The sequence below is a fragment of the Amycolatopsis echigonensis genome, assembly GCF_014174495.1.
Lineage (GTDB): Bacteria > Actinomycetota > Actinomycetes > Mycobacteriales > Pseudonocardiaceae > Amycolatopsis > Amycolatopsis echigonensis.
In genome coordinates this window covers 15,972-28,973 of the sequence record NZ_JACJHR010000094.1, presented here as the reverse complement: position 1 = coordinate 28,973, position 13,002 = coordinate 15,972, and the positions used below count along the sequence as shown (strand labels likewise).

Annotated in this window: 3 protein-coding genes and 1 pseudogene; all 4 read right to left on the bottom strand. The window is 70.5% G+C overall.

Translation table 11 applies throughout. The features are described 5' to 3' along the window. Positions 1–41: 41 nt before the first annotated feature. Positions 42–614: a hypothetical protein gene (locus H5411_RS47190; protein ID WP_208637447.1), complete on the bottom strand. Its 573-nt coding sequence runs from the start codon at positions 612–614 to the stop codon at positions 42–44. Between the two features lie 152 nt (positions 615–766). Continuing rightward, the gene (locus H5411_RS39515) at positions 767–1,594 is read right to left on the bottom strand and encodes an ABC transporter permease (protein ID WP_183126749.1); all 828 of its coding nucleotides are present in this window, start codon (positions 1,592–1,594) and stop codon (positions 767–769) included. Next, a complete protein-coding gene (locus H5411_RS39510; RefSeq protein WP_183126748.1) occupies positions 1,594–2,517 on the bottom strand; it encodes an ATP-binding cassette domain-containing protein in 924 nt (307 codons plus the stop codon). The genes H5411_RS39515 and H5411_RS39510 overlap by 1 nt, the downstream gene beginning before the upstream one ends. Before the next feature lie 104 nt (positions 2,518–2,621). Continuing rightward, a pseudogene (locus H5411_RS39505) lies at positions 2,622–12,944 on the bottom strand (SDR family NAD(P)-dependent oxidoreductase); the annotation flags it as partial. Between the last annotated feature and the right edge of the window lie 58 nt (positions 12,945–13,002).

The window sequence follows — 13,002 nt, the reverse complement described above, 5'->3', positions numbered from 1 at the left end:
GAGGGAATCTGATTCCCTCAGGGTTCCCCTCACGACACCCCTCAGCTGCGGTAGACGGAGACTACAAAACCGCCGCAGGTGACCGGTTCTCCGTACCAGCCGCCCCAGCGGCTGTCCAGGGCTAGACCGGCCAGTTCGGCCATCAGGTCCAGTTCTGCGGGCCACACGTATCGCAACGGGAGCGTGGCGTCGGCCAGGTGGACGATTTGCCGTACGTCGTCCACCGCGCGTACGCGGGCGTCTGCGGTCCAGCAGGCTGGATCCGGGTGGCGTCCTTGGACCACTAGGGCTCCGCCGGGGCGCAGGAGGCGGCTGTAGCGGCCGATCGCGCGCAGCTGGTCTCGTTGGTCCGGCAGGCGGGAAAGCACGTCCGCGCCGAGGTATCCGGCGTCGAAGCGCGGGCCGGGTTCCAGGTGGACCTCATAGCCCTCTCCGGCCAGTGCGTCCGCGACCGGGCCGCCGCCGGGCACCAGTATGCGGCCTGAGCCGTGGTGCCGGGATACGCGGTCAGTTACTTCGGAGAGGAACGCGACCGCGCCCGCGGGGTCGTCCGCGAGCGGGGCGAGCCACGCGGTCACGGGATCGACCGGCTTCTCCATCACCCGGGTCGGCATTGTCGCCACCTCACTTCACGCAGTGGTCCTCTCTACCCCACAGAGAGTGCCGGAACGATCTAAAGCCGACCTAGCGGAATCGGGGTCCCCCCTAGGCACGACGGAAAGGGCGACCCGCGCGGAAGCGGGTCGCCCTTCGGCGGAAACGGGGTTCAGCCCTTGGTGCGCCGGTTGAACTTGCGCACCGCGAGGAACGACGCCGCTACGGTGATCACGCCCCACCAGGCGAGCGCGAGCCACGCGGTGCCGCCGGCGGGAGTGCCGTTCATCAGCGCCCGCACAGCGTCCATGAGCACGGTGAACGGCTGATTGTCCACGATCACGCGCAGCACGCCGGGCATCGCCTGGGTCGGCACGAGAGCGCTGGACGCGTACGGCACGAACACGAGGATCATGCCGAGACCGCCGGCGCCCTCGACCGTCTTCGAGATCGAGCCGAGCAGCACCGCCAGCCAGAAGACGCCGGCCGCGAACAGGACCAGCAGGCCGATCGCGGCGAGCCAGCCGAGTGCGCTGCCGCCGGGGCGGAAGCCGATCGCGAAGCCGATCGCCACCATGATCACGAACGACACGAGACTGCGCAGCATCCCGGCGACAACGTGGCCGACCAGCACGGCCGGGCCGAACATCGGCATCGAGCGGAAGCGTTCCACGAGGCCCTGGGTCAGGTCCGCGGCGACTCCGACGACGGTGGTCGTCGAGTTGAAGCCGATGCTGATCGCGAGCAGGCCCGGCACGAGGTAGTCGACGTAGGCCATGCCGGGCACGTTGATCGCGGGCCCGAACATGAAGCGGAACAGCAACAGCAGCACGATCGGCAGCGACACCGCCTGCAGCAGCATCTCCGGGTTCCGCGTGATGTGCTTGACGTTGCGCCCGATCAGCACGCGGAAGTCGGACAGCACCGAGGCCAGCCCGGCGCTCTCGGGCGCTGCGGGGATCCGCGCCCCCTCGGTTTCCCTGGACAAGGTCTGGGTCATCACTTCGCTCCCGCGGTTGAGGTGAGGGTGTGGAACACGTCGTCGAGCGTCGGTTCGGACAGCTCGATCCCGGCGGGCTCGAGCCCGGCGTCGGCGACCCGGTTGAGCGTCGCCCGCACCTGACCGGGGTGGTCGATCGGGACGCTGACCGTCTCGTCCAGCAGCACGCCGCCGGTGACCTGCTGCGCGCGGCCCGCTTCGGCGGGCGACGCGAAGGTCAGCTTGAGCCGTTCGGTGCCGACGCGGCGCTTGAGCTCGGTGGCGGTGCCCTCGGCGACGACGCGGCCCTTGTCGATGACCGCGATCCGGTCGGCGAGCTGGTCGGCCTCGTCGAGGTATTGCGTGGTGAGCAGGACCGTGGTGCCGCCGTCGAGCAGTTTGCGGATCGCGTCCCACATCGCCGAGCGGCTTCGCGGGTCCAGACCCGTGGTGGGCTCGTCGAGGAACAGCACCGGCGGCGACGTGATCAGGCTGATCGCGAGGTCGAGCCGGCGCCGCATGCCGCCGGAGTAGGTCTTCACCGGACGGCTGGCCGCTTCTTCGAGGTCGAACTGGGCGAGCAGTTCGGTCGCCCGCTCCTTCGCCCGCGCGACCGGCAGGTGGAACAGCCGTCCCATCATTTCCAGGTTTTCGCGTCCGGTGAGCAGTTCGTCGACCGCGGTGTTCTGTCCGGTGAGGCCGATCTGCTCGCGGACCTTGCGGGTGCGCTTGGCGACGTCGTGCCCGTTCACGGTCACGGTGCCGCCGTCGGCCTCCAGGAGGGTGCTGAGGATCCGCACCGTCGTGGTCTTGCCGGCGCCGTTGGGGCCCAGCAGTGCGAACATCGTGCCCCGCTCGACGCTGAGGTCGACGCTTTCCAGGACGTCGACATCGCCGTAGGACTTGCGCAGCCCCCGTGCTTCGATTGCGTAGCCGGTGACCATCGGGTTACCTCTCCTCGGTTCGGTCAAGCGGGGAAACTGTCGGGATCAAGTGGGCCACAGCGGCCGCGAGAGCGGCAATACCGGCCGGGCCCGATAGGGGTGGGCTAATCGTCGTCCCCACCCCCGATTGCCATGCTGATCAACGCGTCCGTGTCCAGCTCGTCGATCGTGTCCTCGTCCACCGCGGACGCTTCCGGCTCGTCCGCGGCTTGCTCCGGAAGCTGGATGCCCGCCAGTTCGAGCAGTCCGTCGAGCAGTCCCGCCGAACGCAGCCGCTCCAGCGGGATCGCCGCCAGCGCGTCCCGGATTCCCTGGTCCGACAACGGTTCCGGCGCGGTTTCGGCCGGGGCCAGCTCGGAAACCAAGTGCTCGGCGAGGATCCGCGGCGTCGGGTAGTCGAAGATCAGGCTGACCGGGAGTTTCAAGCCGGTGACGAGGCTGAGCTTGTTGCGGAAGCCGGTGGCGGACAACGAATCGAAACCGACCTCGTTGAACGAGCGGTCCGCTTCCACCGCCTCCGGACCCGCGTGCCCGAGGAGCGTCGCCGCGTGCGTGCGCACCAGGGTGAGCACGGTCGGCACCCGCTTGCCCGGCGGGAGCGCGCCGAGTTTCTGCGCCAGCGATTCGGTGTCCTCCACCGCGTCCTGAGCCGCCCGACGACCGCGAGTGCCGGCGAGTTCGCGCAGGACGGCCGGGAGGTCGTCGTCGCCCGAGGACGCCAGCACGCGGGTGTCCAGCGCGATCGGCACGAGCAGGGGTTCGGGGGAACCAGCCGCCGCGTCCAGCAGCCGCAGACCGTCCTCTGTGGACAGCGCGGTGATGCCGGTTTCGCCGATGCGGTGGGCGTCCGCGTCCTCCAGCGCCGCGCCCATGCCGCCGCCCCACAGGCCCCAGGCGAGCGACGAAAACGCGAGGCCTTCGCGACGACGGCGGACCGCCAGCGCGTCGAGGTAGGCGTTGGCCGCGGCGTAGCTGCCCTGGCCCGGTGCGCCGAGGACCCCGGCGGCCGAAGAGAACAGGACGAACGCGGTCAGGTTGTGGTCGCGGGTCAGCTCGTCGAGCGTGGCCGCAGCGTCGACCTTCGGGCGCAGGACGTGGTCGAGACGTTCTGGGGTAAGGGAAGTCAGCACGCCGTCGTCCAGGACACCGGCTGCGTGGACGACTCCGCGCAGGTCGACACCGTCCAGCAGCGCGGAAACCGCGGCGCGATCCGCCACGTCGCAGGCGGCGAGGGTGACCTCCGCACCGAGACCGGTCAGTTCGTCCCGCAGCTCGGTCGCGCCGGGTGCGTCCGCACCGCGACGGCTGACCAGCAGCAGGTTCCGCACGCCGTGTTCGGCCACCAGGTGCCGGGCGACGGAACCGCCGAGCGCGCCGGTCGCGCCGGTGATCAGCACCGTGCCGTCCGGATCCCAGACCGGCGCGGCAGCGGCGTCCGCGGCCCGCTGCAGGCGCGGCACGAGCACCGCGCCGGCACGGAGAGCGACCTGCGGTTCGTCCGACACCGACACCGCGGCGAGGGTGCGGCCGCTAGGGGTTCCGGTGCCAAGGTCGACCAGCGTAATCCGGTCCGGATGCTCGGCTTGCGCCGAACGGACCAGTCCGGCCACCGCGGCTCCGACCGGGTCTGGGCTTTCCTCGGCGTCGGCCGCGACCGCGCCTCGGGTGACGACCAGCAGGGAGCCTTCCGGACGGCTGAGGAACGTCTGCAGTTCGCCGAGGACGCGGTGCAGTTCCGCATGCACCTCGTCACCGGCGACCGGCAGTACGACCAGACCGGATGCGTCGCCGATGCTGATCGCGGCAGTGGCACCGAGAGCGTCGGTGAGGCCGAACGGGTCGTCGCCGACCACGGTCCAGTCGGTGACCTCGGCGACCGCGTCGACGTCGGTCTGCTCCCACGCGAGACGGAACAGCGACTCGGTGCCACCGGCTTCGGCGGCTCGCGGCTGTGCCGACATTGGGCGCAGCAGCAACGAATCCACCGAAGCAACTGGAGCGCCGGTGCCGTCGGCGATCTTCAATGCTGCCGCTCCGGAACCGAGCTGCTTCACATGCACTCGCAGCGTTGTCGCACCAACTGCGTGCAGACGGACGCCTTCCCACGCGAACGGCAGCGCCGGTTCGTCCCCGACCGCGCCGGAAACACCGATGGTGTGCAAAGCGGCGTCGAGCACAGCCGGATGGATACCGTAACGGTCCACATCGGACACGGTGGCGGGAAGCTGGATCTCCGCGAACGCTTCCCCATCGCCCTTCCAAGCGGCGACGAGACCCCGGAATGCTGGGCCGTACGCGAGACCGTCGGCGGCCAGTTCCTCATAGGTGCCTTCGAGTTGCACCTGTTCAACGGCGGGCGGCCAGGTGGACAGGTCGAACTTCTCCGACTTGCCCGCCTTCGCCAGGCGTCCGGTGGCGTGCCGGGTCCACGGGACACCGTCCGCCGCGCCTTCCGGTCGCGAGTGGACAGTGAACGCCCGAACGCCGTTTTCCGCGGCGTCGAGCGCGAACTGCACGCGGACACCGGTGCGCTCCGGCACCACCAGCGGGTACTCCAGAGTCAACTCGTCCAGCCTCGGGCACCCGGCCTCGTCACCCGCGCGGGTCGCCATTTCGACGAAACCAGTGCCGGGGAACAGGATCGAGCCGCCGACGACATGATCGGCCAGCCATGGGAGCGTGCCGACAGACAGCCGTCCGGTGAACAGGAGACCTTCCGCACCGGCCAATTCCGTCGCGGTGCCGAGCAGCGGGTGGTCTTCCTGGCCCGGCGCGGACGCCGTGCTCTCCAGCCAGTAACGCTGGCGCTGGAACGGGTACGTCGGCACGGGCACTGGGTGTGCCCCCGTTGGCGCGTAGATCGACGCCCAGTCGACGTCGACGCCACTCACGTGCAACTGTGCGACGCCGGTCAGCGCGGCGACCGCCTCGTCCTGCTCCTTGTGCAGCAGTGAGGCGAGCACGAGACCGTCCGGTCGCTCGTCTAGGCAGGCGTCGGCCATCGCGGTGAGCGTGGTGTCCGGACCCAATTCGAGGAAGCGAGTGACGCCGTCCGCTGCGGCCCGGGTGACCGCGTCGCGGAACTGCACGCCTGCGCGGACCTGGTTCACCCAGTACTCCGGCGAGGTCAGGTCGTCGGCGGGCTCGCCGGTGACCGTGGAGATGATCGGGATCCTCGGGTCCGCATAGGACAGTCCTTCCGCGACGGTGCGGAACTCGGTGAGCATGGGTTCCATCATTCGGGAGTGGAACGCGTGCGAAACTCGGAGTTGCTTGGTGCGCTGGAACTTCGCCGCTACTTCGGCGACGGATTCCGCGGCACCGGAGATGACGACCGCAGCCGGGCCGTTCACCGCAGCAATGTCCACAGTGTCCCCCGCGGCTTCGCGAACCGCTTCCGGCGTGCCGTCGATCGCGACCATCGCGCCGCCGGTCGGCAACGCCTGCATCAGCGCACCGCGGGCGACCACGAGCTTCGCGGCATCGGCCAGAGAGAAGACGCCCGCGCAGTGGGCGGCCGCGAGTTCGCCGATCGAGTGTCCGGCCAGCAGGTCCGGTTTCACGCCCCAGGACCGGACCGTGCGGAACAGCGCGACCTCCAGCGCGAACAACGCCGGTTGCGTCCAGCGGGTCTCATCAAGGCCGTCGCCGCTTTCGATCACTTCGCGCAGCGGACGGTCGAGGTGCTTGTCGAGTTCCGCGCACACCTCGTCGTAGGCTTCGGCGAAGGCCGGGTACCGCGCGGCCAGCTGCGTGCCCATCTGCGCCCGCTGCGAACCCTGGCCCGCGAACAGGAACGCGGTACGGCCGCTACCGGTGGCGATGCCGCGGACGACGCCGCGTGCGTCCTCCTCGTCGACCAAGGCCGCCAGCCCGCGCACGAACTGCGGCGAACGGCTGCCGATCAGCACCGCGCGACGGTCGAACGCACTGCGCGCGGTCGCCAGCGAGAGTCCGATGTCGGCGAGGCTGCCTTCCGGATCCTCGTCCACATAGGACATCAGCTGCTCCGCCTTCGCCCGCAACGCGGACGCGCCCCGACCCGAGACCGGCCAGGCGACCGGACCGTCGTACTCCGGACCAGTCGAGGCAGTGACCTCGCGACGGTCGCCTTCCTCCAGGATCACGTGCGCGTTCGTGCCGCTCACCCCGAAGGACGAGACGCCGACACGTCGGGTGTGGCCGTTCGGCAGCCATTTCACCGGCTCGGCGAGCACTCGCACCGCACCCGTGGACCAGTCGATCTCGCTCGACGGCTTGCCCACGTGCAGCGTCGCGGGAAGTTCGCCGTGCCGCATCGCCTCGATCATCTTGATCACGCCTGCCGCACCCGCGGCAGCTTGAGTGTGTCCGATGTTCGACTTCACCGAACCGATCCACAACGGACGGTCCGCCGAGGTCTGCGTGCCGTAGGTGGCCAGCAGTGCCTGGACTTCGATCGGGTCGCCGAGCTTCGTACCGGTGCCGTGCGCTTCGACAGCGTCCACATCGGACGGCTCCAGTCCGGCGTCGGCCAGCGCGGCACGGATCACCCGCTGCTGTGCCGGACCGTTCGGCGCGGTCAGGCCGTTCGAGGTGCCGTCCTGGTTCACCGCGCTGCCCTTGAGGATCGCGAGCACCGGATGGCCGTTGGCGCGGGCGTCGGAAAGGCGCTCCAGCACGAGCACGCCGACGCCTTCGGACCAGGTCGTTCCGTCGGCGTCGTCGGAGAACACCTTGCAACGGCCGTCGGCCGCGAGGCCCTGCTGGCGGCTGAATTCCACAAAGGTCTCTGGCGTGGCCATCACCGTGACGCCGCCGGCCAGCGCGAGCGAGCAGTCGCCGCCGCGCAGCGCCTGCGCCGCCATGTGCATCGCGACCAGCGAGGACGAGCACGCGGTGTCGACGGACACGGCCGGGCCCTCGAGGCCGAGAGTGTAGGAAACCCGGCCGGTGACGATCGAACCAGCACTGTTCGCGCCCACGTAGTCGTGGTACTGGACACCCGCGTACACGCCGGTCGGGCTGCCCTTGAGCGAGACCGGGTCGATCCCGGATCGCTCCAGCGCCTCCCAGGACGCTTCGAGCAGCAGCCGCTGCTGCGGGTCGATCATCGGTGCTTCCTTCGGCGAGACGCCGAAGAAGGTCGGGTCGAAATCGCCCGCGTCGTACACGAAGCCGCCGCGTGCGACGTAGGTCGTGCCGGGACGTCGGCCGGTCGGGTCGAGCAAGCCGTCGATGTCCCAGCCGCGGTCGGCCGGGAAGTCGCCGATCGCGTCACGGCCCTCGGCGACCAGTTCCCACAGCTGCTCCGGCGAGGTGACGCCGCCGGGCAGACGACAGGCCGTGCCGACGATGGCGATCGGCTCTTCCGAATTGTCCTTAGTGGACACCGTGCTGATCTCGACCGCCGTGCCCGCCAGCTCGTCGAGCAGGTGCGCGGCGAGGGCGGTCGGCGTGGGGTGGTCGAAGATCAGGGTCGCGGGCAGCCGCTGTCCGGTGGCCGCGGTGAGGCCGTTGCGGAGTTCGATCGCGGTCAGCGAGTCGAAGCCGAGCGACTGGAACTGCGCCGACGGCTCGATCTCGTGCGCCGCACGGTAACCGAGCACGGTGGCCGCGTGGCTGCGCACCAGTTCCAGCACTGCGTCGCGACGGTCCTCTTCGGGCAGGCCCAGCAGCCGTGTGGCGAATGAGTCCACTGAGGACTCCGCCGCAGCGGCGACCCGGCGCGTGGTGCGGCCGACGAGTTGTTCCAGTGTGCGCGGGAGCCGGTCGAGTTTGCGCAGCACCGGCAGCTCGAGCTTCGCCGGGACTGCGGTCGGCTTACGGACGGCGATCGCGCGGTCGAAGAGCGCCAGCCCCTCCGCAGTGGACAGTGGCACGATGCCGCTGGCCGCGAGCCGCTGCACCTCCTCTTCGGTGAGCGTGCCGCCCATGCCGCCGACCTCGCCCCACAAGCCCCAGTCCAGCGACAGACCCGGCAGGCCGTGCGCGACGCGGTGCGACGCGAGGGCGTCCAGGTAAGCGTTGGCGGCGGCGTAGCTGCCCTGGCCAGGCGCGCCGAGCACGCCGGAGACCGACGAGAACAGCACGAACGCAGACAACGCCGTTTCGCGGGTGAGTTCGTGCAGGTTCAGCGCACCGTCGACCTTCGGGGCCAGCACCGCGTCGACCCGTTCCGGGGTGAGCGCGGTGACCACGCCGTCGTCGAGGACACCGGCGGCATGCACGACCGCCGTGAGCGGGTTCTCCTCCGGCAGCGACGCCAGCACGCCGGCCAGCGCCTCGCGGTCGGCGACATCGCAGCGCCCCAGCCGGACGTCGACCTCGCTTTCGCGCAGTTCGGCGGCCAGTTGGTCGAGAGCGGGCGTGATCCGGCGGCTGAGCAGCAGCAACCGGCGGACGCCGTGCTCGGCGACCAGGTGCCGGGCGAGCTTCCCGCCCAGCGCGCCGGACGCGCCGGTGACCAGCACCGTGCCGTGCGGGCAGAAGTACGGCCGCTCCAGTTCCGGGGTCGTGCGGACGAGCCGGGGCACGAGGACCGTGCCGAGCCGGACCGCCGCCTGTGCCTCACCCGAGGCCAGGACCTGCGGCAACACCGCTTCCGGCGTGGTTTCGCCGTCGAGGTCGAGCAGGACGAAGGCGTCCGGGTTCTCCTCCTGCGCGGAACGGACCAGGCCCCAGACCGCGGAGGCGGCGAGGTCGGTGACGTCTCCGGCGGCCGGGACCGCGCCGCGGGTAACCACGACAAGCCGGGCTTGCGAGGGGTGCTCCTCAGACAACCACTCCTGAAGGCCCGCCAGCACCCGGTGCGTCAGCTCGTGGGCCTCCTCCGCAGTGCCAGTTTCACCGCGGCACTCGAGGAGCCGGACATCAGCAGTGTCCACAGTGGCTTCAATATCGGCCGACCGCTGCCATTCGATCCGGTACAACGGCGCGGCCTGCTCGGCGACCGGCGCGGCGAACGCGCGGAACACTGTCTCGGCGACCGTCGCGACCGGAGCCCCGGTCGGGTCGGCAAGAGCGAGCTGGAAACCGTCCTCTGTAGTCGGGGTGAACCGCACGCGCAGCGCGGACGCACCGGTGGCGTGCAGCTCAACGCCGGTCCAGCAGAACGGAACCCGGCCGACGCCGCCGTCGCCGCCACCGGCGACCCGCAGCGCGTGGGTGCACGCGTCGAGCGCGGCCGGGTGGAGACCGAAGCGATCGGCGTCGCTGTCCTCCGGCAACGCGACCTCGGCGAAGATCTCGCCGTCACGCTGCCAGACTGCTCGCAGGGAACGGAAAAGCGGGCCATACGTGAGGCCGGTGTCGGCGAAGTCGTCGTACAGACCATCGATGGCGACCGGCTCCGCACCAGCAGGCGGCCATTCGGTCAGTTCAGTGCCACCCTGCGCCGACTGCGGAGCGACGCTGCCGCTCGCGTGCAGGGTCCAGTCCGCATCGTCGTCCTCGGGTCGCGAGTGGACAGTCACCGAGCGGACCTCGCGCTCCCCCGCCGCACCGACCGTGACCTGCACCTGGATGCCGCCGCGGGCAGGCAGGACGAGCGGGCTGCCGAGGGTCAGTTCCTCGATCCGGCCGGAACCGACCTGATCCCCGGCGCGGACGACCAGTTCCAGGAACGCCGTGCCGGGCACGGTGACCGCGTCGCCGAGCTGGTGTTCGGCCAGCCACGGGTGCGTTTCGACGGACAGCCTGCCGGTGAGCACCACGCCGTCGGTGTCGGCGAGCGCGACGGCCGCGCCGAGCAGCGGGTGCCCGGCGGAGGTCAGCCCGGCGGCGGTGACCTCGTCGCGGTTGGCGCGGGCATCGAGCCAATACCGCTTACGCTGGAACGCATACGGCGGCAGGTCGACGCGCTGGGCACCACGGTCGGCGAACACCGCGGCCCAGTCCAGGGTCAAGCCGCTGACGAACAGTTCGGCCAGCGCGGTGAGCGCGGCCGCTGGTTCTTCCCGGTCCTTGCGGAGCACCGGAACCACGAGCGCGTCGGACGTCTGGCGGACCAGCGCGGACAGCACTCCGTCCGGACCGACCTCGACGAAGCGTCCGACACCCTGGGCGGCAAGCGTTCCGACGCCGTCGTGGAACCGGACCGCGGCGCGCACCTGGCGCACCCAGTAGTCCGGAGTGGACATGTCGACATCCGCGCCGACCGTGGAAACCAGCGGGATTTCCGGCTGGTGGTAGGTCAGGCCGCGCGCTACGGCGGCGAATTCGGCGAGCATCGGCTCCATCAGCGGCGAGTGGAACGCGTGCGACACCTTGAGCTTCGAAGACTTCCGCCCGTCGAACTCCGCCACCACCGCAGCAACAGCGTCATCGGCACCGGAAAGCACGACAGAGTCCGGACCGTTGATCGCGGCGATACTGACCTCGCCGGCCAGATGCGGCGTGACCTCGTCCTCAGTCGCCTGCAGAGCCACCATCGCCCCACCGGACGGCAGCGCCTGCATCAGCCGCGCCCGCGCGCCGACCAACGCCGCCGCGTCCGGGAGCGAGAGAATCCCGGCGACGTGCGCGGCAGCCAGTTCGCCGATCGAATGGCCGAGCAGGAAGTCCGGCTCGATCCCCCACGACGCCAGCAGCCGGAACAGCGCCACCTCGACCGCGAAGAGCGCGGGCTGCGTGTAGCCGGTCTGGTTGATCAGCCGCGGTTTCTCGAACAGGACTGTCTTCAGTGGACGGTCGAGGTGCTGATCCAGTTCGGCGCAGACCTCGTCCAGCGCCGTGCGGAAGACGGGGAACGCGGCGGCCAGCGCGGCCCCCATCCCGGCCCGCTGCGCGCCCTGACCGGAGAACAGGAACGCGGTCAACCCTTCGACCTGCGCCCCGGTGACGACGTCCGGAGTCGCGACGCCGTCGGCGAGAGCGGCGATGGCCTGCTTCGGGTCCTCGGCCAGCACCACCGCGCGATGCGACAGCGGCGACCGCGAAGTGGCGAGCGAAAAGCCCAGGTCAAGCGGGTTCGCCGCAGAAGAAACCAGCTGAGCGGCCTGAGCCCGCAGGGCCGCACTGCCGTGGCCAGCCAGCGGCAGCGGAACCGCGACGCCCTCCGGCCAACTCGGGATAACCGGCGCAGCAGCCTCCACCGCAGGCGCTTCTTCCAGGATGACGTGCGCGTTGGTGCCGCTCACGCCGAACGACGAAACACCGGCGCGACGCGGCCGCTCCCCCGCTGCCCAAGATCGTTCAGCGCGCAGGAGCTCAACCGCGCCGGAGGTCCAATCGACCTCTGTGGACGGTTCGGTGACGTGCAGCGTGCGCGGCAGCAGGCCGTGCCGCATCGCCTGCACCATCTTGATCACGCCGCTGACCCCTGCCGCCGCCTGTGCGTGGCCGATGTTCGACTTGATCGACCCGAGCCACAGGGGTTCAGTCCGGTCCTGACCGTAGGTGGCCAGCAAGGCTTGCGCCTCAATGGGATCGCCCAACGTGGTGCCGGTGCCGTGGCCCTCGACAGCGTCCACATCGGACGCCGACAGCCGGGCGTTGGCCAGCGCCTGCCGGATCACCCGTTGCTGCGAAGGACCGTTCGGCGCGGTGAGACCGTTGGACGCGCCGTCGGAGTTCACCGCGGAACCGCGCACGACCGCGAGCACCGGGTGTCCGTTGCGCTGTGCGTCGGAAAGCCGTTCCAGCAACAGGGTTCCCGCACCTTCGGCCCAGCCGGTGCCGTCCGCGCTGTCCGAGAAGGCCTTGCAACGACCGTCGGGAGCCAGGCCGCGCTGACGGCTGAAGGCGAGGAACGGACCCGGCCTCGACATCACCATGACTCCGCCCGCCAACGCAAGCGAGCAGTCCCGCTGGCGCAGCGACTGCACCGCCAAATGCAGCGCGACCAGCGAAGACGAGCAGGCGGAGTCGATCGTGACAGCCGGGCCTTCCAGGCCGAGCGCATAGGCGATCCGGCCGGAGATGACCGAGCCGGCGTTGCCGGTGCTCAGGTAGTCCTCGACCTCGCCCGCGAGCACCGACGGCGGCAGCTCGTCGTAGTAGTCCTGCCCGCCGCTGCCGACGAACACGCCGACCTGCTGCTTCGCCAGCGAGTGCGGCGCGATCCCGGCCCGTTCGAAGGTCTCCCACGCCAGCTCCAGCACGAGCCGCTGCTGCGGGTCCATCGCGAGCGCCTCGCGCGGCGAGATGCCGAAGAACGGCGCGTCGAACTCGCCCGCGTCGTGCACGAACCCGCCCTCGGAGACGTAGCTCGTGCCGGGGCTGTCCGGGTCGGCGTCGAACAGCCGGTCCAGCGCCCAGCCGCGGTCAGCGGGGAACTCCCCGATCGCGTCGCGGCCGTTCGCGACCAGCTCCCACAGGTCGTCGGCGGACCGGACGCCGCCGGGGTAGCGGCAGCCCATCGCCACGATCGCGATCGGCTCGGATTCGGCGGCCTCGACCGCGCGCAGCCGCGCCCGCGTCTCCTGCAGGTTGGCGGTGACCCGCTTCAGGTAGTCGACCAGCTTGGTTTCGTCGGTCCTGGCTTCGTCAGACATCTGGAGAACC